General features: G+C 30.1%; 26 protein-coding genes. 11 read left to right on the top strand and 15 right to left on the bottom strand.

What is annotated here, in order from left to right; translation table 11 throughout:
* Positions 1-90: 90 nt before the first annotated feature.
* From HALO113_RS11220 to HALO113_RS11240, 5 genes are all read left to right on the top strand, one after another.
* Entirely contained in the window at positions 91-1,179 is a 1,089-nt protein-coding gene (locus HALO113_RS11220) for a glycoside hydrolase family 26 protein (protein WP_236554658.1), read from the top strand.
* A gap of 8 nt (positions 1,180-1,187) precedes the next feature.
* Positions 1,188-3,011, top strand: coding sequence for a sodium:solute symporter family protein (locus tag HALO113_RS11225; RefSeq protein WP_159779105.1), 1,824 nt, complete (start codon positions 1,188-1,190; stop codon positions 3,009-3,011).
* A gap of 19 nt (positions 3,012-3,030) precedes the next feature.
* On the top strand, positions 3,031-4,218 hold the full coding sequence (locus HALO113_RS11230; RefSeq protein ID WP_159779106.1) for a glycosidase: 1,188 nt from the start codon (positions 3,031-3,033) through the stop codon (positions 4,216-4,218).
* Position 4,219: 1 nt separating this feature from the next.
* The gene (locus HALO113_RS11235; RefSeq protein WP_159779107.1) at positions 4,220-5,404 is read left to right on the top strand and encodes an AGE family epimerase/isomerase; all 1,185 of its coding nucleotides are present in this window, start codon (positions 4,220-4,222) and stop codon (positions 5,402-5,404) included.
* A gap of 73 nt (positions 5,405-5,477) precedes the next feature.
* Entirely contained in the window at positions 5,478-6,752 is a 1,275-nt protein-coding gene (locus tag HALO113_RS11240; RefSeq protein ID WP_159779108.1) for a beta-mannanase, read from the top strand.
* A gap of 175 nt (positions 6,753-6,927) precedes the next feature.
* On the opposite strand, the gene bglX is transcribed toward HALO113_RS11240, so the two are convergent.
* The 13 genes from bglX to HALO113_RS11305 form a co-directional block, all read right to left on the bottom strand.
* Positions 6,928-9,213: a beta-glucosidase BglX gene (gene bglX, locus HALO113_RS11245; RefSeq protein ID WP_159779109.1), complete on the bottom strand. Its 2,286-nt coding sequence runs from the start codon at positions 9,211-9,213 to the stop codon at positions 6,928-6,930.
* Positions 9,214-9,222: 9 nt separating this feature from the next.
* Positions 9,223-10,596: a sialate O-acetylesterase gene (locus HALO113_RS11250; RefSeq protein WP_159779110.1), complete on the bottom strand. Its 1,374-nt coding sequence runs from the start codon at positions 10,594-10,596 to the stop codon at positions 9,223-9,225.
* Positions 10,586-11,680 (bottom strand): SGNH/GDSL hydrolase family protein, encoded by a 1,095-nt coding sequence (locus tag HALO113_RS11255; RefSeq protein WP_159779111.1) that lies wholly within the window; start codon positions 11,678-11,680, stop codon positions 10,586-10,588. Before HALO113_RS11255 ends, HALO113_RS11250 begins: the two co-directional genes overlap by 11 nt.
* A gap of 370 nt (positions 11,681-12,050) precedes the next feature.
* On the bottom strand, positions 12,051-12,968 hold the full coding sequence (locus HALO113_RS11260) for a tetratricopeptide repeat protein (protein WP_159779112.1): 918 nt from the start codon (positions 12,966-12,968) through the stop codon (positions 12,051-12,053).
* Positions 12,969-12,977: 9 nt separating this feature from the next.
* Positions 12,978-13,832, bottom strand: coding sequence for a TerC family protein (locus HALO113_RS11265; protein ID WP_159779113.1), 855 nt, complete (start codon positions 13,830-13,832; stop codon positions 12,978-12,980).
* Positions 13,833-13,888: 56 nt separating this feature from the next.
* Entirely contained in the window at positions 13,889-14,272 is a 384-nt protein-coding gene (locus tag HALO113_RS11270; RefSeq protein WP_159779114.1) for a DNA topoisomerase IV, read from the bottom strand.
* Between the two features lie 23 nt (positions 14,273-14,295).
* Positions 14,296-14,877, bottom strand: coding sequence for a DUF1572 family protein (locus tag HALO113_RS11275; RefSeq protein WP_159779115.1), 582 nt, complete (start codon positions 14,875-14,877; stop codon positions 14,296-14,298).
* On the bottom strand, positions 14,864-15,091 hold the full coding sequence (locus tag HALO113_RS11280) for a DUF6095 family protein (protein WP_159779116.1): 228 nt from the start codon (positions 15,089-15,091) through the stop codon (positions 14,864-14,866). Before HALO113_RS11280 ends, HALO113_RS11275 begins: the two co-directional genes overlap by 14 nt.
* 4 nt (positions 15,092-15,095) lie before the next feature.
* Positions 15,096-15,800, bottom strand: a complete 705-nt coding sequence (locus HALO113_RS11285) for a hypothetical protein (protein ID WP_159779117.1) — start codon at positions 15,798-15,800, stop codon at positions 15,096-15,098.
* A gap of 2 nt (positions 15,801-15,802) precedes the next feature.
* Positions 15,803-16,267, bottom strand: a complete 465-nt coding sequence (locus HALO113_RS11290) for a hypothetical protein (RefSeq protein WP_159779118.1) — start codon at positions 16,265-16,267, stop codon at positions 15,803-15,805.
* 12 nt (positions 16,268-16,279) lie between these two features.
* Positions 16,280-17,092 carry an N-acetylmuramic acid 6-phosphate etherase gene (murQ, locus tag HALO113_RS11295; RefSeq protein WP_159779119.1) on the bottom strand — a complete coding sequence of 271 codons (813 nt, stop codon included), beginning with the start codon at positions 17,090-17,092 and terminating at the stop codon, positions 16,280-16,282.
* A gap of 73 nt (positions 17,093-17,165) precedes the next feature.
* Entirely contained in the window at positions 17,166-17,876 is a 711-nt protein-coding gene (locus HALO113_RS11300) for a ZIP family metal transporter (RefSeq protein ID WP_159779120.1), read from the bottom strand.
* Positions 17,876-18,619, bottom strand: a complete 744-nt coding sequence (locus HALO113_RS11305; RefSeq protein WP_159779121.1) for a cyclopropane-fatty-acyl-phospholipid synthase family protein — start codon at positions 18,617-18,619, stop codon at positions 17,876-17,878. Before HALO113_RS11305 ends, HALO113_RS11300 begins: the two co-directional genes overlap by 1 nt.
* A 214-nt stretch (positions 18,620-18,833) precedes the next feature.
* Between HALO113_RS11305 and HALO113_RS11310 the strand changes: the two genes are divergently transcribed.
* The 3 genes from HALO113_RS11310 (at position 18,834) to HALO113_RS11320 (ending at position 20,962) form a co-directional block, all read left to right on the top strand.
* Positions 18,834-20,003, top strand: a complete 1,170-nt coding sequence (locus HALO113_RS11310) for a class I SAM-dependent RNA methyltransferase (protein ID WP_159779122.1) — start codon at positions 18,834-18,836, stop codon at positions 20,001-20,003.
* Between the two features lie 11 nt (positions 20,004-20,014).
* On the top strand, positions 20,015-20,248 hold the full coding sequence (locus HALO113_RS11315) for a hypothetical protein (protein ID WP_159779123.1): 234 nt from the start codon (positions 20,015-20,017) through the stop codon (positions 20,246-20,248).
* Positions 20,249-20,347: 99 nt separating this feature from the next.
* Positions 20,348-20,962 carry a hypothetical protein gene (locus HALO113_RS11320; protein ID WP_159779124.1) on the top strand — a complete coding sequence of 205 codons (615 nt, stop codon included), beginning with the start codon at positions 20,348-20,350 and terminating at the stop codon, positions 20,960-20,962.
* A gap of 45 nt (positions 20,963-21,007) precedes the next feature.
* Here HALO113_RS11320 and HALO113_RS11325 read toward each other — a convergent pair whose 3' ends face one another.
* A complete protein-coding gene (locus tag HALO113_RS11325; protein ID WP_159779125.1) occupies positions 21,008-21,289 on the bottom strand; it encodes a GNAT family N-acetyltransferase in 282 nt (93 codons plus the stop codon).
* A gap of 191 nt (positions 21,290-21,480) precedes the next feature.
* Between HALO113_RS11325 and HALO113_RS11330 the strand changes: the two genes are divergently transcribed.
* Together HALO113_RS11330 and HALO113_RS11335 are read left to right on the top strand one after the other, a co-directional pair.
* Entirely contained in the window at positions 21,481-22,140 is a 660-nt protein-coding gene (locus HALO113_RS11330) for an alpha/beta hydrolase (protein ID WP_159779126.1), read from the top strand.
* An 11-nt stretch (positions 22,141-22,151) separates the two neighbouring features.
* The gene (locus HALO113_RS11335) at positions 22,152-23,042 is read left to right on the top strand and encodes a lytic transglycosylase domain-containing protein (protein ID WP_159779127.1); all 891 of its coding nucleotides are present in this window, start codon (positions 22,152-22,154) and stop codon (positions 23,040-23,042) included.
* Positions 23,043-23,195: 153 nt separating this feature from the next.
* Here HALO113_RS11335 and HALO113_RS11340 read toward each other — a convergent pair whose 3' ends face one another.
* The gene (locus tag HALO113_RS11340; RefSeq protein ID WP_159779128.1) at positions 23,196-23,711 is read right to left on the bottom strand and encodes a DUF2892 domain-containing protein; all 516 of its coding nucleotides are present in this window, start codon (positions 23,709-23,711) and stop codon (positions 23,196-23,198) included.
* A gap of 165 nt (positions 23,712-23,876) precedes the next feature.
* Here HALO113_RS11340 and rpmH point away from each other — a divergent pair, with 165 nt between their 5' ends.
* Positions 23,877-24,038, top strand: a complete 162-nt coding sequence (rpmH, locus tag HALO113_RS11345) for a 50S ribosomal protein L34 (protein ID WP_026979292.1) — start codon at positions 23,877-23,879, stop codon at positions 24,036-24,038.
* Positions 24,039-24,114: the final 76 nt, after the last annotated feature.

Raw genomic sequence — 24,114 nt, forward strand, 5'->3', positions numbered from 1 at the left:
TTCTTAAACTATTTACTATAATAAACAATGGCTAACTCTAAAATATATTTTTTGTTAATTTTTTTTCAATTGCTTGTGTCTTGCTCAATTGTGAAAGGTTTCAACTCTTCTATTAGTGATAAAAAAGCGACTAGGAAAACAAAGATTTTATATGATAATTTATTTAAAATAAAGGAGAAAGGAATATTATTTGGTCATCAAGATGATTTAGCTTATGGTGTGGAATGGAAATATGAGAAGGATAGGAGTGATGTAAAAGAAGTGACGGGCGATTATCCTGCTGTATATGGTTGGGATATAGGTGGTTTAGAGAATAATTTACCCCAAAATATAGACGGTGTCCCTTTTGATAAAATGAAAAATTGGATTATAGAGGTATATCATAGAGGTGGAGTGAATACTATAAGTTGGCACATGAATAATCCTCAAACAGGAAATAATTCATGGGATATTACTCCTAGTTCTCTTGCTTCCATATTACCCAAAGGAGAAAAACATCAATTATATATAAGTTGGTTGGATAAAGCAGCTGATTTTTTTAATTCTTTGAAAGGGAATGATGGTAAAAAAATTCCAATTTTATACCGACCTTTTCATGAATTAACTGGTAATTGGTTTTGGTGGTGTAAAAATAATGCAAGTCCTAAAGAATTTACAGAATTATGGGAATTTACAATTAATTATTGGCGTAACATCAAAAATGTACACAATCTAATTATAGTATATAATACTGCCGATTTCTCTACTAAAGAAAGCTTTTTGGAATATTATCCTGGAAATAATTTTGTGGATATAATTAGTTTTGATAAATATATCTATAAAAATCCAAAAGAAGATTCTACCTATGTAAATGATTGTCAAAGACAATTTCAAATTATGGATGAAATAGCAAATGAAAATCATAAAATTACCGCTTTTGCTGAAACAGGTTATGAAGCAATTCCTTATGAAAAATTTTGGACAGAGACTTTGCTGAGTGCTATAGGTAAATATAAAATTTCATATGTTTTACTTTGGAGAAATCATGGTTGGCAAGAAAAAGAAAATAAGATGCATTATTATGTTCCTTATAATGGGCAAATTTCCGAGAAAGATTTTATTAGTTTTTATAATTTAGAAAACACATTATTTCAAAACGAGGTTTCTCAATTAAATTTATATAAAAAAATTAAACAGTAACATAAAATATGAAATTACATACGATTGATATTCTTATTATTTTACTTTATCTCATTACCATTATAATTATTGGACTAGTGCTAAGAAAAAGAGCTCAAAAAAGTAAAGAAGATTACTTGTTAGGAGGAAAATCTATTCCATGGTATTTATTGGGTTTATCAAATGCTTCAGGAATGTTTGATATTTCGGGAACAATATGGTTAGTAACTTTAATGTTTGTTTATGGTATTAAAAGTGCTTGGATACCTTGGTTATGGCCTGTTTTTAATCAAATCTTTTTAATGGTCTATTTGTCTAAATGGTTGAGACGTTCAAATGCTACTACTGGAGCCGAATGGATTGGAACACGATTTGGATTTGGCAAAGGATCAAAATTATCACATATAATTGTTGTGCTTTTTGCTTTAGTAGTTTGTTTAGGCTATTTGGCTTACGGGTTCATAGGATTAGGTAAATTTATTGAAGTTTTTATACCCTGGGAAATGGTAAGTAATTATGTTCCTTTTAGTATTTCATCTGAATATGTACCTCATTTTTACGGCACCATTTTTACACTTTTTGCGGTCTTTTATTCACTTTTAGGAGGCATGTCTGGTATAGTATGGGCAGATGTTGTTCAATTTGCTATTATGGCAGTTGCCGCCTTTGTAATTGGTTATTTAGGTTGGGAAGCTGTTGGAACAGGAACATTATCAGTACCAGATGGTTGGATGAATCCTTTTATAGGGGAATTAAGTATGGATTGGTCAAGAATAATTCCTCAAGTGAATGAAAGAATAAAAAGTGATGGATTTGGAGTGTTTTCAACTTTCTTATTTATGATGCTTTTTAAAGGAATATTGGTAAGTGTTGCCGGTCCAGCACCAACATATGATATGCAAAAGATTTTATCTACAAAATCACCTGCCGAAGCTTCAAAGATGAGTGGATTTGTTTCTGTTATATTAATGCCTATACGTTATTTAATGATTGCTGGTTTTGCTGCTTTAGCATTGGTATACTACGAAAAATTGGATTTATTAAATGCTTCTAGTGCTATTGATTTTGAATTGTTATTGCCAACTGCAATTAATGAATTTGTGCCCGTGGGATTACTAGGACTTTTATTAGCAGGTTTAATTGCAGCCTTTATGTCCACATTTGCAGGAACATTAAATGCAGCACAAGCCTATTTAGTTAATGATATTTATTTAAAGTATAAAAACCCCAATGCTACTGCAAATCAAATAAAGAACATGAATTATTTAACAGGTATTCTTGTTGTTGCAATTAGCATTGTTTTGGGCTTTTTTGCAGAAGATGTTAATTCTGTTTTAAATATTATTGTTTCAGTGCTTTACGGAAGTTATGTAGGAGCTAATATCTTAAAATGGCATTGGTGGCGATTTAATGGAGAAGGTTTCTTTTGGGGAATGGTTACTGGTTTAGCAGCAGCGTACTTTGTTCCCATATTATTTCCAGATGTGAATGCCTTGTATCTATTTCCGTTATTGTTAATATGTTCATTAATAGGTTGTATTGTTGGAACTTTTTCAGCTCCTCCTACTGAAGATAAAATTTTAATGGAATTTTATAAAAATGTAAGACCATGGGGATTTTGGAAACCTATCTACGATAAAATTCATAGTGAAAATCCAGATTTCAAAAGAAATGAAAATTTGGGGTTAGATATATTCAATGTTGTTATAGGAATCATCGCTCAAACAACTTTAGTTATTTTACCTATGTATCTCATTTTTAGACAAAGTACACCTATATATATTACACTTGTTATTTTAGTGTTATGTATTTTATTGTTAAAAAAATATTGGTGGAACAAATTAGAAGAATAATAATTTCAAGTATTATATAATGAAAGTAAATCAATTAGATAAAAAAATAAATCTAGAGCAAGAAATCCATTTTTTTAATAACTTAATTAAACAAAAAAATAGTCCTACAAATAGGAGTAATGGTATCATTCAAAGGTATGTTAATCCTATAGTAACTCCTTCACATATTCCTCTAGAATGGCGTTTCGATTTTAATCCTGAAACAAATCCTTTTGGTTTAGAAAGAATTGGTTTCAATGCTACTTTCAACTCTGGAGCTATGAAATGGAATGATAAATACTTACTTTGTGTTCGTGTTGAAGGAAATGATAGGAAATCATTCTTTGCTATTGCCGAGAGCCCAAATGGAATAGATAACTTTCAATTTTGGAATAAACCTTGTGTTATTCCTCAAATTGAAGGAAATCCTGATACGAATGTGTATGATATGCGTTTGATAAATCATGAAGATGGTTGGATTTATGGCATTTTTTGTACAGAAAGAAAAGATCCTAATGCATCAAAAGGTGATACAAGTTCCGCTGTAGCTAATGCAGGAATTGTTAGAACAAAAGATTTAATTGATTGGGAAAGATTGCCCGATTTAGTGTCAAATTCTGGTCAACAACGCAATGTGGTTCTTCATCCAGAATTTGTAAACGGAAAATATGCCGTTTATACTCGTCCGCAAGATGGTTTTATTGATGTAGGTAGTGGAGGAGGAATAGGATTAGGTTATATAGAAAACATGGAAAATCCAGTAGTAACTGATGAAAAAATAATTTTCGGAAAAGTCTATCATACGATTTATGAGTTAAAAAATGGTTTAGGTCCAGCACCTATTAAAACTCATAAAGGATGGTTGCATTTAGCACATGGTGTGCGTAATACAGCTGCAGGACTTCGTTATACGTTATATCTTTTTATGACTGATTTAAATGATATTTCTAAAGTAATTCATGTTCCAGCTGGGCATTTTATGGCTCCTGAAAACGAAGAGCGTGTTGGAGATGTATCCAATGTCTTATTTTCTAATGGATGGATTGCAGATACAGATGGAACAGTTTATATTTATTATGCTTCATCTGATACTCGTATGCATGTAGCAGTATCAACTATCGATAAATTAGTCGATTATATCATTCATACTCCTGAGGATAAATTTACGTCCTTTTCATCTGTAGAAACTATAATTAAACAAATAGAAAGTAATACAAAAATTAGCTAACGTGGCATCAAATCATCAATGGTTGAAATCAGTAGCTCAAGACGAATTAAGAGCGCTTTTGTATTATTGGGAAAATAATAGTATAGATGATAAAAATGGAGGTTTTATTGGTCAAATTGACTCAAATGAAGTTAAAAGATATGATTCTGAAAAAGGAGTTGTTTTAAATGCTAGAATTTTATGGACATTTTCGGCTGTCTATACTATTACAAATGACCCCAATCATTTATTACTTGCTGAAAGCGCTTTTCATTACATTGATACCCATTTTGTAGATACAGTAAATGGTGGAGTTTTTTGGAGTATTTATCCAAATGGTAAACCAAAAGACACTAAAAAACAAATTTATGCTTTGGCATTTACCATTTATGGTTTATCTGAATATTATAAGATTTCTAAAAATGAAGCCGTATTGCAATTAGCCATTAATCTATACGAGAATATTGAAAGATATAGTTATGATCACAAAAACAATGGGTATTTTGAAGCTTTTACCAAAGATTGGCAACCCATTGAAGACCTTCGTTTGAGCGAAAAAGATGCCAATGAAAAGAAAACCATGAATACGCATCTGCATATTGTAGAAGCATATGCTAATTTATATGAAGTTTGGCCAAATACTGATTTGAAAGGTAAAATAACTAATTTGTTACTGATTATTGAAACCTATTTTATTGATTTAAAAACGTTTCATTTAAAACTTTTTTTCGACGAAAATTGGATTGAAAAACCAGATGTTATTTCTTATGGACACGATATTGAAGCGGCTTGGTTATTATATTGGTGTGCCACTAGAATTGATGATAGGAATTTAATAAATAAATATAAAATTTATGCCATTGCTATGGCAAATGCAACTAAAGAAGGTTTAGATAAAGATGGCGGTTTATGGTATGAATATAACCCAAAAGATGACGTACTAATTGCTGAAAAACATTGGTGGCCTCAAGCCGAGCTTTGGATAGGAATGGTAAATGCATGGCAACTAACTCATGATGAATCGTATCTTGCTATTGTTGAAAAGAATGTTACTTTCTTCCAAAATCACATTAAAGATAAAAAGTACGGAGAATGGTTTTGGGGAGTAACTTCAGATTATTCTAAAATAGAAAAAGATAAAGTTGGGTTTTGGAAATGTCCCTACCATAATGGAAGAGCATGTATTGAATTATTAAAACGGTTATAATTTTCGTAAGTAACAATTCGGTATAAATTGACCGAATAATAAAGTTTAATTTTAAAATAAATGTATCATGCAAATGAAAAAATATATTCTGCTTCTTTTTGTTTCAACAGTATTTTCTCAAAATAAAATGGATTGTATTCATATTAAAGATGGGAATTTTATAAAAGAAGGTAAACCTTATCATTTTATTGGAACCAATTATTGGTATGGAGCTATGATAGGTGCTAAAAATGGTGATAGAGAAAGATTATTGAAAGAATTAGATGAATTAAAAACTTATGGTATAACTAATTTAAGAATATTGGTAGGAGCAGAAGGAGGTGACCAAGATTATACAGTTACACCTGCTTTGCAACCTGAAAAAGGGAAATATGATGAAATTTTACTTGATGGACTTGATTTTCTTTTAGCTGAAATGAAGAAAAGAGATTTAACAGCCATTTTATTTTTGAATAATAATTGGGAATGGTCTGGTGGAATGGCTAAATATTTAGAATGGAATGGGTATGATGCTGTACCTAATCCAAACATTGCCCCTAATACATGGCCAGAATTTATGAACTATACTAAACAGTTTCATTCCTGTAAATCTTGTCAGAAAGATTTTGAAAAACATATTCAATTTATTTTAGGTAGAACAAATTCATATACCAATTTGAAATATACAGAAGATCCAACTATTATGTCTTGGGAAGTAGCAAACGAACCTCGAGTTTTTAGCCATGATAATGAAGACGCTTTTACTAATTGGATAAATGAAGTTGTAAACGAAATTAATAGATTAGACCCCAATCATTTGATTACAACTGGTTCGGAAGGTAAAGCAGGTTCGAATGATGATTTAGCTACTTTTGAAAGAACTCATAAAAACCCTAATATAGATTATTTAACAATGCACATTTGGCCCAAAAATTGGGGTTGGTATGATGTTGATAACGAAAAAAAGACTACAAAGGCCTCTATAAAAAAGACCATTGATTATATTAATGAACATATTCAAGTAGCAAAAGATCTGAATAAAATAATTGTATTAGAAGAATTTGGTTTTCCTAGAGATAAAGTTAGTTTTGACAGAAATGAAGCAGTAACTTATAGAAATAAATATTACAAAGCGGTATTCAAACGATTGCAACAGGCAATTACTAAGAAAGAATCTTTTGTAGCATTAAATTTTTGGGGATATTCTGGTATAGGAAAAAACAATCCTCAAGACAGTAAATGGAAAAAAGGTGATGATTTTAATACAGATCCTCCACAAGAACCGCAAGGGTTATATTCAGTATTTTCAACTGATACAACAACGCTAAAGATGATAAAAGAATTTAGTAGTTGGATTGACAAAGAATAAAAAGCAAATGCAATTATTACTTGATATAAAAGAAGCTGTCCAAAAAGTAATGATTTTTATCAATCTGAACTTGTTTTAGATTCTGAAATCGAGATTCAACGAAGTTAAATAAATTCAGAAAGACTCCTTTGCAGACTTTTTGGATTGCCTCTTTTCTTAGTAAGCGTTATAAGGTTTATTCATTTAATTTAAAACTACTTTTTAATCCTGTTTCAGAATTTCCACCTATCATGATATGGAAGATACCAGATTCAATAAGATAAGTCCCATTGTTGTCATAAAATCCTAATTCTGATTGGGTTAAGGTGAAAATAACAGTTTTTGTTTCTCCTTTTTTTAGATTTACTAATTCAAAACCTTTTAGTTCTTTAATAGGTCTTGATAAACTTGCAGTTACGTCATGAAGGTATAATTGCACAACCTCTTTACCATCATATTTTCCTGTATTTGTGACTTCTATAGTAATTTGAATAGGTTCATTTAAGGCAAAATCGATCTTATTTATTTTTAAATTTTTATATTCAAATGTAGTATAACTTAATCCATAACCGAAAGCATATTGAGGTGTTTTTTCAACATCTATATAATGAGACCAAAATACATTATTGTCAGAATTTATTGGTCTTCCAGTATTGTAGCTGTTGTAATAGATAGGACATTGGCCTACATTTCTTGGAATGGAAATTGGTAATTTCCCACTTGGATTATAATCTCCATATAAAACCTCTGCAACAGCATTTCCAGTTTGAGTTCCTAATTGCCAAGCTTCTAATATAGCAGGAATATGCTCGTAAGCCCAAGGCAATGCTAAAGGACGTCCATTATTTAAAACAAGTACAATATTTGGATTAACATCGTAAACAGCTTCCAATAATTGTTGTTGATTTCCTGGTAAATTTAAATCGGTTCTGCTTCTTCCTTCTCCAGTTTGAAAACCATGTTCTCCCAAAACCATGACAACTACATCTGATTTTTTAGCTAAGGCTATAGCATCTTCAAAACCTGAAGTGTCTGTAGTATTAAAAGTTAATTCATCTATAAAACTTGTTTTACCAATTGTTAAATCAGTCCCTTTTTTATAAATCAACTGGTTATCTTTATATTTTTGCATGCCTTCAAAAACAGAAACAGCTGTATTGTCATCAGATGCAATTCTCCAACTTCCCAATGGACTATTTTTATCATTTGCTAAAGCTCCAATTAAAGCAATCTTTTGCCCTGTTTTTTTTAATGGTAGAAGTTGGTTATCATTTTTTAATAAAACAATCGATTTTTTAGCCACATCTAAAGCAATTTCATTGTTTTTTTTGCTTCCAATTACTTTTTTTTCTCTTTCTTCATCGCAATATTTATATGGATTTTCAAATAAACCTAATTCAAATTTTACGCGTAATATTCGTTTCACAGCATCATCTACTAAATCTTCTTTGACTTGTCCTGACTTTACTAAATGAACTAACTCTGCAACATAAAAATAAGATTCCATATCCATATCCGATCCTGCGTTTATCGCTTTAAGGGTAGCATCTGCAGGGTCGTTTGCAAAACCATGGTTAATCATTTCTCTAATTGATGCCCAATCTGAAATTACAAAGCCATCAAAATTCCATTCTCCTTTTAAAATAGTTCGTTGTAAATACTTGTTTCCTGTTGCTGGTGTACCGTTTAAAGTATTAAAAGAATTCATAAAAGTCCTTACACCTGCATCTTTAGCAGCTTTAAATGGTGGTAAAACTAGATTGTATAAATTAGAAATACTCATATCTACAATATTATATTCCTTACCCGATTCAACAAAACCATAAGCTGCAAAATGTTTGGCACAAGCCGCTATAGTATTTACTTTTGATAAATCTTCTTTTGTGTCTCCTTGAAACCCTTTTACTCTTGCTATGGCAATTTTACTTCCTAAATAAGGATCTTCTCCTGCACCCTCCATAATTCTTCCCCATCGAGCATCTCGAGTAATATCTACATTTGGTCCAAATGTCCAATTGATACCAGATGCAGAAGCTTCATCAGCAGCCATTTGTGCAGATTTCTTGATGGCTTCTAAATCCCAACTTGCAGCCTCTGCTAAGGGAATTGGACTTACTGTTTTATACCCGTGTATTACATCAAAACCGATAATAAGTGGAATTCCTAAGCGAGTTTCTTCCACCGCGATTTTTTGCACTGCTCTAACATTTTTAACCCCACGAACGGTCAACATAGAACCCACCCAGCCTTTGCGAAGGTGTTCGTATTTTTTTTCAGCATCACCTCCTTTGGGTGCAGGACCTGTTACTTCCCAAAATCCATTGTATTGATTCATTTGTCCCACTTTTTCTTCCAACGTCATTTCTTTCATTAGTAACGCTATTCTTTCATCTATCGTTTTAGTGGTATCTAAATAAGGTTTATTTTGTGCATTCATATGGGGAATTACTGCTAGTAAGAGGAAATATTTAATTTTTTTCATGTTATATTATTATTCGCTTTCAAATAAGGAAGCGGGTAAATTGGATTTATTTACTAAAGTGGTTTGAAACGTATTGCTCCAAGCAAATCGAACTATAATAGGGTCTTTTACTTTATTTGATGTGACGATTACAATATCGTTTTTAATTACTGCTTTTGCTGGATAAAAAATGCCATCTGATCCAGCTATCTCAAATGAATTCTCATTTTTATCTTTAAAATGTAATCCTTCAGAATAATTGAAATACACAAATACGTTATTTTTTTTTACCTCAATCTTGTCAAGTATAGGACTATTTACTAATTCTGGATTTGTTTTATAAATATTAGCTAAAGCTACATTGGCCAATCGTATTCCAACGGATTTTTTATTTTTGGGATGAATGTCATCAATGGTTGAAATATCACTTGTTACAACCATAGCTGTTTCTTTTACCCTAAGGGTTTTTCGTTGTGAATTTCTTAAAATAGCTCCTGAAAAATGATTTTCCCCCATACTAAAAGGCGCAATTTGTACAAAATAAAATGGGAAATCATATCCCCATAATGTTCTCCAAGAACTGATTAAAAGTGAAAAAATAGTATCATATTGATTAGAACCTACATTACTTTCTCCTTGATACCAAATTGTACCAGCTATTTTATACCCCACTAAAGGATGAATCATAGCATTATAGGTTAGTCCTGGTTTTACTGGACAATATTCTGAAACGGGTCTTTTATTTGCTTCTTCAAGTATTTTTTTATCCGATTCTATTGCATTTTCTGGTATCCAAACTTCAGCTGGTGTTCCGCCCCATGCAGAAACAAGTAATCCTATAGGAACATCTTTTAAATCTTCTTGTAATCGTTTTCCAAAAAAATAAGCTACAGCACTACTATATTTCATTACTTCGGGAGTACATGTTTTCCAGCTTCCTATTAAATTATTTTGTAAAGTGTGCGCAGCAGCTTTTTCAATAGAGAAAAAACGGATGAAGGGATGATTGGCATTTTTTACTTCGTCATCTCCATTTTCAATACCCCAATTAGCGGACATTTCCATGTTAGATTGTCCAGAACAAAGCCAAACTTCACCAATTAGAATATCAGAAAGAATCACTTCATTGTATCCTTTGATAGTTATTGAATAGGGACCACCTTCCTTAGGTGTTGTAATGCTTGTTTTCCAATCAGCTAGATTACTTCCTGTAGTTTTATAAATTTTGTTGTTCCAGCTTGTTGTAATTATTATCTCTTCTTTTGGATTGGCCCAACCCCAAATTTTCACTTCACTATTCCTTTGTAAAACCATTCCATTCGAAAAGAAACTAGGTAAAGATATAGTTGCCATCATCACATGAGAAAACAATAAAAAAGTATATAGAATAATTTTACTTTTCATGAATCAATTTTTTAAAAAAAGGTTCTAATTGCGCTGCCATTATTTTATGATCTTCAATATCTGGATGATAACCGCACCCTTTAGGAATCATGGGTTGGTATTCAAATAATGCTATTTTTTTATGTTTTTTATCGTTTTCAAAAGAAGCAATTATTTTGTTTAAACAATTCACTAAGATTTTATTCTTTTCTCCCGAAACCATAGGACTAGTTAATAATGCAATTTGAACTTTAGGATGATGCTGGTATATCATTTTTATGAAATTGATATAGTTGTTAATATATTTTTCTTCATTAAATGGCAATCTCGCTTTTTTGCCATCTCCTTCCGAAAGATCATTCGTGCCAAGACAAATACTAATTATATCGGGTTTAAAGTTAAAGTCGTAGGGTTTTGGATTTTCTTTGTTTAGATATAAATTTTCATAAACATCAGGCATTATCGACTCTTCTATGTTTTCGTCATTCCAATTTCTATACATCCCAATTCCTGAAACAGAGCTTAACAGAAAATCTACATTTAAACTTCTAGATAAAATAGGTCCATAAGCCCAATAGGCATTATGTTGGTCATACCATTCACCTGTTCCACAAGGTATTTCTTGGGTGTCATTTCCCATTCCACAAGTAATGGAATTGCCAATAAATTCTATTTTCTTTGGGTTACTTTTTTTAGTCTTTTGGTTGATAATTTTGGCCGTTGTTCCTAAAAATGAAACTACACCGTTTGCAGCTTCAGTAGCTTTATAGATAGTAAGTTGGTGAGCTTTGCTTTTCTCTGAAATTTCAATAGGATAAGTTTTAGTTTCTCCTTTTTCGATTTTTATTCTTCCCATATATTTTCCATCTAGTTCTAGAGAAATATAATTATGATGTTCATAACTATCTTCACTCTTTAAATACAAAGCACATTCATTTCCAGAAAAATTAAAAGTTATGGAAGAAGCTGACCCAATTAGCTTTACATGATCTTTGTTAATTACTTCTAGTCTTCCTTTATAGATAAATTGTTTTTCTACATTTTTATTGTGGTCTTTAGAAAAGGAAAATAAAAAAGCAAGTATTAATAATGAGGTTATCTTCATATGATTTAGCGTATGTATTTATAAACAAAACTATTTTAAATTAAAGTAAATAAATAATACGATTTAATCAAAAAATGATAAAAAAAATAAAAATTGTTAATTTCAGCCTATTATTAAAAGAAATATATTTTGTTTTAATCATGATGACGTTTCTTTTTTAGAGTTGTATAGTTTTTCCTTCCAAGTGATAATTGCTTTATTATGTTTATAAATTCAATACTTAAGTAGAAAAACTAATGTTCTCTTTGCAAAGAGTTTTTTTTATACATTTAATTCACTTAATATAATGAATAGATGCTTTACATTAAGTTTTTTTTAAAAAAGTACTATTCTAGCAAAAAAAAACTCCCAAAATGTGGGAGTTTTTTTGTTATATTTTCTTGTGTTTCTTTATGAAAAAATAATAAACTAAACCAATAAGGAAAGAGATAATTAGAATTAACAAGATGGTTTTCGGTATGTTATATTGTATATTGGTTGGGTTAATTCTATCGTTTTTTTTATCTGTTTGCCCTTTTGAATAACCTTCTATATAAGCCAGTCTTGTAGAGATTAGTTCGTTTTTTAATCCATATTCTTTAGCCATTTTAAAAATTTCTTCAGCAGATTTAAAATCTTTATTTAACATATTTATATTCCCAAGTTCAAATAAAAGAACTGCTATGATTGGATCATTACTTTTGATAAAAGAAATTCTTTCATTCAATTGATAATAAAGTGCTGATTCCACATTATGTAATTTAGATTTACTTAGAGTTGATATTGGGTAACTATATTTATCAAAATCAATATCTAATAAAAATTTACTATTATAAAAGACTTCACCTTTTATTTTAGCTTCCAAAATTTTTGAGTGTAACCATTCAGAACCAAAATGCGATTTTGAATCAAGAGAAATAGACTTATTAATCCAAAATAAAGCTTTGTCATTTTCACCCAAAAGTTCATAAACTGTACCTAGATTTGAAGCTGTAGAATAACGATTAGGATGTTTTTTTTCTATTTCTAAATATAAATCACGCGCCTCAATTAGTTTTCCTTCAATAGTTAATAGATAACCCAAATCAGATAAATATGCTATTTTGCCTGTTTTTTTATATAAGCTATCTAATTGATTTTTTAATTTAACTACATTTTCAAGATAAAATTGATGTCCATAAGGGATAGAGCTTTCATAATCTTCATATATAATTGCGCCGTTTTCTAGAATTTTTGTTTCACCATTTAGACAGGCAAAAGAAAAATAGACATTAATAAAAAGTAGAAAGGTAATTACAATTTTACTCATATTATTCAATTAATCTAGAAAATCATCGTTTTTTAATTTTTCATCCACTATAGTATTGTTCTTCAATTGAACAGGATTTCTGTTTTTCTTCATTTTTAAATTCAAGAATTCAACAAATAATGAGAAGAAGATTGCAAAATATAAATATCCTTTTGGAATACTGTGTACTTCAATATCATTACCAAATTTAAAGTTGGCTAAATGGGAACCTTCTGCTAAAAGCATTACACCAATAAGAATTAAAAACGATAGACCTAATATTTGAATGGTTGGATGTTCATTTACAAATTTACTTACAGGTCCAGCAAATGCAAGCATTACGACAATTGAAAGAATAATAGCCATAATCATTATTTCTAAAGAACCTGCATAACCAAAACCTGCTGGTGGTTCGGCAGAACTTACTAAACCAATGGCTGTTAAGATACTATCAAACGAGAAGACGATGTTCAATAAAGCAATCTGTATGATTGCAGCAGCTAATCCATTACTTGCTTTGCCAGTAGTGCTTTCTTCTTCTCCTTCTAGTTTATGATGAATTTCAGAAACAGACTTGTATAATAAAAACAAACCACCTCCAAAAATAATCAAACTTTGCCCAGATATGCCTCCTGAGAAAAATCCTAAATCAAAATCAAAAAAGGATTCTTTTAAACTCATTACCCATGTGATACCAAAAAGTAAAATAATTCTAAAAAGCATGGCTAATAATAAACCTATTCTTCTTGCTTTAGGTTGTTCTTCAGCTTTTAATTTTCCTGAAACAATAGATAAAAAAACAATGTTATCTATTCCTAAAATAATTTCTAAAAAAGTTAAGGTTAAAAGGGCAATCCAAGCATCTGGATTTGTTAATATTTCCATACAAATAAGTTTAAATTAATTTGAGCTAGTTTTAAAATAAAGTTGTTAAACGTAAATTAGTTCATTTTTGTTACAATTCCTTGTTGTTTTTTTGTTTGTCCTACTACATTATATTCAAAAGTATATCCTTTTGTGTTTGTAGTGAGTATTTTAATTTGAATGGCTTTTTTTTCATTCATAGATTTTGGATTGATTTTTTTTAAAATAAATTCGCAATCATTCACCCATCGAACCGAAGAAGTATCTTTTTTACCTCTAAATGTTTCAATTTGTATCGAATCGTTACGTTCAAAATAAGAAGTTTCCACTTTGCCATCTATTTCTCGAGTAAATTCAAAATTCCCACTTTTGTAATCTTTACAGTTACGTTCTTGTTCGTAACAAGAAATTAAAAATAAGGCTAATAAAAATAAGAAAATGTTGTGTTTCTTGATGCGCATTTTAAATTTGTTTTTTGAAATTGCTATTGTAATTTTTTCAGTTCATCATCCGTAAAATGCTTCCATTCTTTCTCTTTAGAAAACTTGTCTGCATTGTATTCGTTAGATTTATTTTTAGGAATCGATAAACTATTCCATTCACTTTGTTTCAGCATTTTAGCATAAAAAACAATTTGACCAATATGATATGGATAATGTGCTAATTGTCTGTTGATGGCATCTAAAGCTGTTTGTCCTTCATTGCGTATGTAGATTATTTTCGATAAATCTTCGGGTTGTAAATTGTAAATTGCATTAAAAAAACATTGCCAACCTTCCTCCCAAAGTTGGAGTAAACTATTTTTGTCTTCCTTTTCAAAAATTGCATCAAATTCTTCGTCTCTTTTTCGCCATTCTTTTTCACCATCAGTAGTTAAAAAATCAGTCCAGCGCGATAACATGTTGCCATGCATGTGTTTGATAATGGTAGCAATAGAGTTGGTGTCATTATTTGGTGTTACAAATAATTGTTGGGTTTCTAATTGATCTATTGCTTTTTCGGCAATAGTTTTATAGTAAAGCATTTGTTTTTTAACGCTTTCTAAATAAATATTACTTGTTTCCATCGAATAAGCTTTTCATGATGATATTAATTCCTTTAAATCCAAGATAAATAGCAATAGCACAAATGATAATTCCTATAGTTAATACATAAGGGTAAAGCGGACTTTCCTCATTTTTAAACGAACTATTAATGACAATTGGTCCTATAAATAAAAGGGGTAAAGTACCAGATAAGTATTTAATTCCTTTTGCGAGTAGTTTTTTATTGGTTCCCATATTATTATTCTATTGAAGGTGGAGGTGGAGGTTCGTGAATCCTATAGCCAACACCTAAATAAATACTAGATTTTTCTCTTTTTATACTTTCGATTTCATTTTTTGTGAGTTCGCAAATGGGTTTGCCAAATTCTTTTTGTGCGATTTCTTCATAATATTTTAAATATCCTTTTTGAATGTCGATAAAAGCTTGTTCTATAGATTCTTTATTGGTGGTTAAATCCCAATCTAGAAGGCAATTTTCTACATAGTTATAATCGGTATCTGGTTTTTTTAAAAACTCATGAATATAATTTGCCAATGAATTTTTTGTAATAGGTCTTTCATTAATTAAAACCTGATTGTCTCGATTGATTAAAACACGAGTAAATAATCGTCCACCACATACTATAGGACAACTCTTACAATGATTAAAAAGTGTTACATTCACGGTTTCATTGGTACTCAATTTTAAAAGAAACTCGTGGGTTTTACAACAGGTTTCTTGATTCAGTTTTATTGTTATTTCTTCTAAGATATCTTTTTGGTACTGGTTATAATCAATAGATATTGTGGGTAACGAATCAGGAATACCTAAAAGATATTTTTCATAGGAACAATATTGAAACGTTTTATTAGAAAACAAAAAATAACCACTTACTAGAAAAGTTGTAATTAATGAAGCAAAAAGAAACCCTTTGCTGTTATAATATTTTTTTCTTTTTCTCAAATTTAAAAAGTGATATTTAATCCAATACCATTAGAATTAGTAATCACTTTCATGTCAAACTGATATCCTAAGCTATTAGAATTACTTTTTACACTTTCATTATAAAGTTCAATACTTTTGTTTCTCATTTTGGTTCTACCAGATAATATGGGTATAGATACAGCAATTAATCCTGCACCTACATAAGTGAAACCAGAAGGATAATCTGCATCAGAAACCAAACCTTTTACGATATCACCTACGATTAAACCGATGCCACCTCCTAAAAGTAATCCTCCTACAGATTCTTTACTTCTAGATTTTTTATATAATTGTAGTGCTTCAGGATTTGCAGCTAGTGTTTTTGTTATTTCATGTTTATAAACTAATGCGTCATTCACATAAAATTTGTTGTCTCTTATTTCAATTTGTTGAGAAAAAATGAAACCAGTAAAAAGTAAACAAAAAAGAAGAATCGATTTTTTCATAGGTTTAAATGTTTAGGGTTTATAGTTTGTTACAGCATTTCTAACACTGCCGTATTCTAATAATAATTTTTTCGCTAAATCGTATTCGATAGTAAGTTCTTCCATAATCATTTTGGTACCACGATCTACTAATTTTTCATTACTCAATTGCATATCAACCATTTTATTACCTTTCACTTTTCCTAATTGTATCATCGTAGCTGTCGAAATCATATTTAAGACTAGCTTTTGAGCGGTTCCTGCTTTCATTCGACTACTTCCTGTAACAAATTCTGGTCCTACGACTACTTCAATAGGAAATTGAGCAGTTAAGGCTAAAGGACTGCCAGCATTACAAGTAATACAACCTGTACTAATGCCATTTTCATTACATTTTTCAAGCCCTTTAATTACATAGGGTGTCGTTCCAGAAGCCGCAATACCTATTACAACATCGTTGATATTGATTTGCCATGCTTGTAGATCTAACCAAGCTTGTGTTGTGCTGTCTTCTGCATTTTCTACAGCTTTTCGTATTGCAGCATCACCACCAGCAATAATGCCTATTACTAAATCGAAAGGTACTCCAAAAGTGGGTGGACATTCTGAGGCATCTACTATGCCTAAACGACCAGAAGTACCCGCACCAATGTAAAAAAGACGGCCTCCAAGCTTCATTTTAGTAACAATTTCGGTAACTAAAGTCTCTATTTGAGGAAGTGCTTTTGCAACAGCTAATGGAACCGTTTGATCTTCTTTATTGATATTGGCCAACAAATCATGAACCGACATATGTTCTAAATGTTCATATTTAGAGGCTTGTTCAGTGGTTTTGGTGAAATTCATTTGTGTTAATGATAAAAAGCTAAAATACAAAGATTTTTTGGGTATTGTGAATTTTAGTTTTAGAATTTATCTACTACACAAAATAAGCTAAAACAATTCCTAAAACTATTACCGTAAGTTTGGCTAAATTAAATTTATGGCCTTCACTTGTTTCAAAAATAATGGTAGAAGAAATATGAAATAAAATACCAATAACTATTCCTGAAATTTGAGTATAAAACTGATTTAAAAAGTGTAATTGATTTGATAAAAAAGTTCCTAAGGGTGTCATCGTAGCAAAGACTAGCATAAAAAAGAATATCGCTTTTTTATTCAATTGCGCATTAATAAAAAATGTGGTTAAGATAATTGCAATAGGGAAGTGGTGAATAGCTATGCCATAAGCTAAATGATTATGGGCACTTATAGGCATGCCTTCTAATAAAGCGTGTAAGCCTAAACTAAAAAACAATAGCCATGGCATTTGATGTAAGGTTTGATGTCCATGTACATGACCGTGTTCCGCACCTTTAGAGAAATATTCTAAAACAATTTGGAAAACTATACCTATCATTATAAAGATACCTATAGCACTAGTATGATTATGATGATGGTTTTCTGTATGATGTACATCAGATTCGTACACTTCAGGTAATAAGTGCATGACAGTTAGGGATAGTAAGAAAGCACCACTAAATGCTAATAATAGTTTTAAATTTTTCTTGCTTTTAGGTCGTAAGTATAACGCAATCAGATAACCTAGTAAGACTGAAAGCAAGGGTAAAAAATAGACACTGTAATCCATTATTTAAAAATCATAATTAAACGTTCTGAATCGTTTTTATAAAACTTTTGTAGTTTATAATTTCCAAAAATATCCAGTAAATATATCCCAGCTTCTTCCATCATTTGTTCAAAATCGGCTAAACGAAGGGCTTGTACTTTTTCAGTAAAGTGATATTTTTCTCCTTCATATATAAAATCAATCTCTTTGAAAATATGATTGTCTTTTACATATCTTTTAATATGAAAATCAATATTTTCAACCGTTTTTATTTCTTCTGGGACGAGATTCGCAATGACATAATCCACATTCATAAAATCGATACAAGCAAAACCAGTCTCATTTAAGCTGTTATGAATGGCTTTTAAAGTGGTTAGATTATCTTCGTCTTTTTCAAAATAGCCAAAACTGGTAAAAAGATTGAAGATGGCATCATATTTTTCCTCACATGTATGACGCATGTCGTGCACTTTAAATTGTAACCTTTCATTCGCAAATTTTGAGGCTTCAGCAATACTATTTTCAGATAAATCGGCACCAGTTACATCATATCCTAAAGAATTTAGATAAATAGAATGCCTTCCTTTTCCACAGGCTAAATCCAAAATTTTAGCTTCATCAGGAAGATTCAAATATCCTGTTAAATTGTCCATAAAGTGTTGCGCTTCCTGATAATCTCTATCTTTATATAAAATATGATAAAAAGGAGTGTCAAACCATGAAGCATACCATTTTTGGTTAATTGAGTTTTTGTTTTCTGTCATTATTCTTTTCGCACTAATTAATCTTGCAAACCTACATAAAATTTACTTTCATATAAAATTATTATCTAATAATGTAGGCTCATTCTTTCTAAATAAAACAAATAAAAGATTTAGAATAAAATTAGTGTATTTTTGCACTTTAATTCCATAAAACCATTTTAAAATGATATTTTTTTGGAATTGGGGGATTTTAAAATTTCGATTTTTACAAATTATGGAAAATAATTTCAAGATGGTTGCCAAAACCTTATTTGGATTTGAAGAAATATTAGCCAAAGAATTATCACAATTAGGCGCTCAAAAAATTGAGATGGGTACAAGAGTTGTCAACTTTGTAGGTGATAAAGGATTTATGTATAAAGCTAATTTAGCTTTAAGAACTGCTTTAAAAATATTAAAACCAATCAAAACATTTAAAGCGTATAATGACAAGAGCTTGTATGAAGGGATTAAAAAAATTGAATGGTCTGAATACCTCACAGAATATAAAACTTTTGTAGTCGAGACTACTTTGCATTCGGAACATTTCAATCACAGTCAGTTTGTAGCTTTAAAAACGAAAGATGCTATAGTAGATCAATTTAGAGAAGCAACTGGTAAACGTCCCAATATTGATAAAGACTTTCCCGATTTGCGTATTCATATACATATTGATAGAGATATGGTAACCGTTTCTTTGGATACTTCCGGAGAATCTTTGCATAAAAGAGGTTATAAAACGGCTACGAATATTGCTCCCATTAATGAAGTCTTAGCAGCAGGAATGTTATTATTATCGGGTTGGGATGGAAGCAGTCATTTTTTAGATCCCATGTGTGGTAGTGGAACCATTTTGGCAGAAGCTGCCATGATAGCTTGCAATATTCCAGCTAATATTAATCGAAAAGAGTTTGCTTTTGAAAAATGGCAAGATTGGGATAGTGAGTTATTTGATAAAGTTTTGGAATCATTACTAAAGAAAACACGTGAATTTCATTATACCATAACAGGTTATGATAAAGCGCCAAGTGCTGTTACTAAAGCCAAAGATAATATTCGTAATGCAAACCTTGATGGTTATATTTCCATTCGACAAGCTAATTTTTTCGAAACAGAAAAAATGACTGAAGGGTCTTTACATATGTTGTTTAATCCACCTTATGGAGAACGTTTAGATATACAAATGGAACGTTTTTATAGAGAATTAGGTGATACTATGAAACAAAAATATCCTAATACGAGTGCTTGGTTTATTACAGCTAATCTTGATGCGTTAAAATTTGTAGGCTTAAAACCCAGTAGAAAAATCAAACTTTTTAATGGGAAACTAGAAGCTAGATTGGTAAAATATGAAATGTATGAAGGAAGTAAACGTACAAAATTTCAAACAGATACAAATAACTAAAAATTACGATAATGAGTAAAAAAACAAAGACATTTTTATATAATCTTTTCGGATTCTCGGCATTTTATATTCCATCTTATTTGTTAATCATGACTTTTACAACACTTATTGGTTTTTGGATAGCAGGTCCAGCTTTTATAATTTCTTTAATTTTTTCACCAAAATTTCAGTATATGAATACAAACGAAGGGGAAAAAATTTTTATGAAATGGATTTTTGTAAAAGGAATTCGTGAAGTGAAGTAATAACAACAGCTTGTTAAATAAAACAGAAAAATCACTAGAAATAGTGATTTTTCTGTTTTAAAGCCCACTTACTTTTGCCTGAAATTAATAAACAAAAAAATGATTACAAAATTAACTAAAGCAATATTAGTTTGCTTTTCTCTAGTAGTGTTAACAAGTTGCTCAGTAGAAGACGGTAAAGATGGTCAAGATGGTGTAGGATTCGAAGAAATAGCAAAATTTGGTGCTGTAAATCTAAAACTTACAGGTACTAGACCAGATAATGTTCCTTTTTCTAAAACGACTGCCTTTAAATTTACTTCAGTAGAAGGTTCTGACTACTCAAGTAGTAATTCGGTACAGTTTAATGGAGATAATTTAACATTCAACGTTTTAAGGTATTTAAGTTCGCCAGATGATGTGTTTCAAGAATCTACGGTTTCATTTAATTTAGATGTGACCAATGCTGGATTAGCTTCACAAACTGTACTTTTAAATTCTTTTAGAATTGAAAATTTTGCTCTAATTGGCGATGATTTAAAATATTTTGTTATTTCAGATAATTATTCAACTACAAATGCGCAAATTTCGGATTATAACTTTGATAATGAAAAAAATAAGTTAGATTTTAAATTTTCTTTTAATGTTCCAGCGGCATCAAATGATTCTGGACATGATTTAACTGTAGAAGGGGAAGCAAGTGTAATTGTTTTAGAATTAATAAACAATAACTAAATTCTAACATTTAAATGTAAAAACGTCTCCAAAAGAGACGTTTTTTTATATTTTAATTCCTGGAGGTAACATTTCTTGGTATTTTCTGTTCTTTCTAAAGAATTTTATTAATTTTAAATGTGTAGGTACAACTTTTAAGTTTCTTTCTTCAACCATTGCTAACACATTTTTAATAAATTCTTGATGCATTTCTTCATCTGAATTTTCGTTTTCACAAAATTTTGTTAGAAATATTTTTCGCTCTTGTAAAGAATATTCGATAGAGACTAACCCAGATTCGGTAGTAGTTTCAAATTGTCTCAACAATTCGTTGTCTTTAATTTCCATTGGTTAATGCTTTAAGATTAAATTATAGTAATCTAAATTATTAGATTAATAATAAAACATGGCGCAAAGTTAATGATTTGATAATGAATATCAAATAATTTTAACTTTTATGATTTTTTATTCTTAAATGTTCCAAGGTTATTCTGTAATTGAAAGATTTGTACTACATTTATATTCTAATTAAATATAAAATGGCTAAAATACCTGTTTACTTTATGCCAGGTTTGGCAGCAAGTCCTACTATATTTGAAAATATTAAATTACCTGAAGAGGATTTTGAGATGTACTACTTAGAATGGTTTGTACCAAAAACAAAAGAACCTCTAGAAGAATATGCGCTTCGAATGACTAAGAAAATTAAGCATGAAAACCCAGTTTTAATAGGTGTTTCTTTTGGTGGAATATTAGTTCAAGAAATGTCTAAAATTATAAAGACGAAAAAGACAATAATTATTTCAAGTGTAAAAACATATAAAGAAATGCCAAGTCGTATGAAAATTGCTAAAAAAACTTTGGCCTATAAATTGATACCCACTAGTCTATTATCTAATATAGAATTATTGGTCAAATATGCTTTTGGAGATAATATTGTTGCTAGCCGACTTAAATTATATGAAAAATATTTGAGTGTTAGAGATAAAAAATATTTGGATTGGGCGATAGAATGTGTAATTTTATGGTCAAGAGATAAAATAGATGAGAAAATAGTACATATTCATGGTGATGAAGATTCTGTTTTTCCAATTCAAAATATAAAAGATGCAATTGTTATAAAAGGAGGAACTCACATAATGATTATTAATAAATACAAATGGTTGAATGAAAATTTGCCCAAAATTATTAACCAATAAGAATTTAAATTATGAAGAAGGATGTCGTAAAAAGAATGGTATTAGTTAGTGCAGTAATTTCGGTTAGTGCCTTATTTATTTATGCTACAAAAACGAACGTAGCTCAAATAGCTCATGTAGAATATCCTACACAAATGAATTTTGCTGAAGAAGAAGTGCCAACCTATATGGCAGATGTTGAGGAAAGGCTAGATAGAGAAATGGTTACCAATATTAATTATCATACAAACACTACTTTAGTAATTAAAAGGGCTAATAAAGTTTTTCCTATAATTGAACCCATATTAGCAAAAAATGGGATTCCAGATGATTTTAAATACTTAGCAGTAATCGAAAGTAGTTTGGTAAATGCTGTTTCTCCTGCTGGAGCAAGAGGTGTTTGGCAATTTATGCCTACCACGGCTAAAGAAAAAGGAATGGAGGTAAATGATTTTGTAGATGAACGTTATGATTTAGAGAAATCTACAGAAGCAGCATGTTCATATCTAAAAGAAGCTTATGCAAAATTTGGTAGTTGGACTTTGGCTGCAGCTTCTTACAATGGAGGTATGGGCGGAGTGCAAAAACAATTAGATGCTCAAAAAGTAGGTAGTTATTATGATGTTTTATTAAATGAAGAAACTGCTCGTTATGTATATCGTATCCTCGCTTTAAAGGAAATTATGAGAAATCCTCAAAAATATGGTTTTGAAATACCTTCTCATGCTTTATATTCAGAAATTCCAGTAAAAAAGATAGAGGTAGATTCCACTGTAACAGATTTAGCTGATTTTGCTTTGGCTCAAGGAATAAATTATAAGATATTAAAAATCCACAACCCTTGGTTAAGAGATAAATCATTACCTAACAAAGCAAGAAAAAAATATCAAATAGCTATTCCTACAGAAGGATATAGTAAATAGAATAGGTGCTGTTCAAAAAGTCTACAAGTTGTCTTCTGAATTTATTCAACAGAGTTAAACAAGTTCAGATTGACAAAAATTATTACTTTTGACAACTTCAATAAAAAAAAGCACTCCACGAGTGCTTTTTTAATGTATCGAAAGAAGAAATTGTTAGATTCTCTTCATTTGCTCTTTCATCATTTTAATTTGATCTTTAAGCATTCCGTGCTTGTCTAGTTTTTTAGCCTCTGTAAGTAAATTATTAGCTTCCATTTTACGTCTCTTTGTCATAGCAATACCAGCTAATTGTAATTTCGCTAAAGCTAAATCTTGATCCATAGATAATCCTAACTCGATGGCTTTTTTGAAAAATTTCTCAGCAAGATTTAAATTTGTTTGAGAAACCATAATTCCATTTAAGTAATTATAATAACCTTGTTGTTTTCTTACTAAAGCGCTTTCAGGATTTTTAATTTTATCTAACCATTTCTTTGCACCATCCATATCTTGCTTTCTTAATTTTAAAAAAGCCAATAAAATCATTTCGTTTTTAAAATATAAAAAGATGAAAATAGTAGATAATAATATTAAAAAGATACCATTTCCGATATTGCTTTCTGTAAATTGATAGATGGCAAAGGCTATGATTAACCCTGCTAAAACTAATTTGATATTTTTGTTGAACATAATTATTTTTTTAAGAGTTGCAAAGGTAATAAAATCAATTAAAAATATTTTTAAAAAAGTGCTTGCTATTGAAAAAAGACTTTGTATATTTGCACTCGGTTTTACGGAAAGGTAAACCATGAGTTAAAAATTTGATTTTATTTATATATTTTAAAAATACAAGCAATGAGTAAGAGAACATTTCAACCATCAAAAAGAAAAAGAAGAAACAAGCACGGTTTCATGGAAAGAATGGCTTCTGCAAACGGAAGAAAAGTGCTTGCTCGTAGAAGAGCTAAAGGAAGACACAAATTGACTGTTTCTAGCGAACCTAGACATAAAAAATAATGTTCTTTTACCAGGCAAAAATATAAGGTGTTACTATTTTTTAGTAACACCTTTTTTTTAACCTAGAAGTGGTAAA

Origin of the sequence: Flavobacterium sp. 9AF, assembly GCF_902506265.1 — a bacterium.
Classification (GTDB): Bacteria; Bacteroidota; Bacteroidia; order Flavobacteriales; family Flavobacteriaceae; genus Flavobacterium.

Bases quoted from the DNA above. Each gene is read 5' to 3' on its own strand.
- HALO113_RS11225 (WP_159779105.1), top strand. From the start codon at position 1,188: ATGAAATTACATACGATTGATATTCTTATTATTTTACTTTATCTCATT.
- HALO113_RS11230 (WP_159779106.1), top strand. From the start codon at position 3,031: ATGAAAGTAAATCAATTAGATAAAAAAATAAATCTAGAGCAAGAAATC.
- HALO113_RS11240 (WP_159779108.1), top strand. From the start codon at position 5,478: ATGAAAAAATATATTCTGCTTCTTTTTGTTTCAACAGTATTTTCTCAA.
- bglX (WP_159779109.1), bottom strand. From the start codon at position 9,213: ATGAAAAAAATTAAATATTTCCTCTTACTAGCAGTAATTCCCCATATG.
- HALO113_RS11250 (WP_159779110.1), bottom strand. From the start codon at position 10,596: ATGAAAAGTAAAATTATTCTATATACTTTTTTATTGTTTTCTCATGTG.
- HALO113_RS11255 (WP_159779111.1), bottom strand. From the start codon at position 11,680: ATGAAGATAACCTCATTATTAATACTTGCTTTTTTATTTTCCTTTTCT.
- HALO113_RS11260 (WP_159779112.1), bottom strand. From the start codon at position 12,968: ATGAGTAAAATTGTAATTACCTTTCTACTTTTTATTAATGTCTATTTT.
- HALO113_RS11265 (WP_159779113.1), bottom strand. From the start codon at position 13,832: ATGGAAATATTAACAAATCCAGATGCTTGGATTGCCCTTTTAACCTTA.
- HALO113_RS11270 (WP_159779114.1), bottom strand. From the start codon at position 14,272: ATGCGCATCAAGAAACACAACATTTTCTTATTTTTATTAGCCTTATTT.
- HALO113_RS11275 (WP_159779115.1), bottom strand. From the start codon at position 14,877: ATGGAAACAAGTAATATTTATTTAGAAAGCGTTAAAAAACAAATGCTT.
- HALO113_RS11280 (WP_159779116.1), bottom strand. From the start codon at position 15,091: ATGGGAACCAATAAAAAACTACTCGCAAAAGGAATTAAATACTTATCT.
- HALO113_RS11290 (WP_159779118.1), bottom strand. From the start codon at position 16,267: ATGAAAAAATCGATTCTTCTTTTTTGTTTACTTTTTACTGGTTTCATT.
- murQ (WP_159779119.1), bottom strand. From the start codon at position 17,092: ATGAATTTCACCAAAACCACTGAACAAGCCTCTAAATATGAACATTTA.
- HALO113_RS11300 (WP_159779120.1), bottom strand. From the start codon at position 17,876: ATGGATTACAGTGTCTATTTTTTACCCTTGCTTTCAGTCTTACTAGGT.
- HALO113_RS11305 (WP_159779121.1), bottom strand. From the start codon at position 18,619: ATGACAGAAAACAAAAACTCAATTAACCAAAAATGGTATGCTTCATGG.
- HALO113_RS11310 (WP_159779122.1), top strand. From the start codon at position 18,834: ATGGAAAATAATTTCAAGATGGTTGCCAAAACCTTATTTGGATTTGAA.
- HALO113_RS11315 (WP_159779123.1), top strand. From the start codon at position 20,015: ATGAGTAAAAAAACAAAGACATTTTTATATAATCTTTTCGGATTCTCG.
- HALO113_RS11320 (WP_159779124.1), top strand. From the start codon at position 20,348: ATGATTACAAAATTAACTAAAGCAATATTAGTTTGCTTTTCTCTAGTA.
- HALO113_RS11325 (WP_159779125.1), bottom strand. From the start codon at position 21,289: ATGGAAATTAAAGACAACGAATTGTTGAGACAATTTGAAACTACTACC.
- HALO113_RS11330 (WP_159779126.1), top strand. From the start codon at position 21,481: ATGGCTAAAATACCTGTTTACTTTATGCCAGGTTTGGCAGCAAGTCCT.
- HALO113_RS11335 (WP_159779127.1), top strand. From the start codon at position 22,152: ATGAAGAAGGATGTCGTAAAAAGAATGGTATTAGTTAGTGCAGTAATT.
- HALO113_RS11340 (WP_159779128.1), bottom strand. From the start codon at position 23,711: ATGTTCAACAAAAATATCAAATTAGTTTTAGCAGGGTTAATCATAGCC.
- rpmH (WP_026979292.1), top strand. From the start codon at position 23,877: ATGAGTAAGAGAACATTTCAACCATCAAAAAGAAAAAGAAGAAACAAG.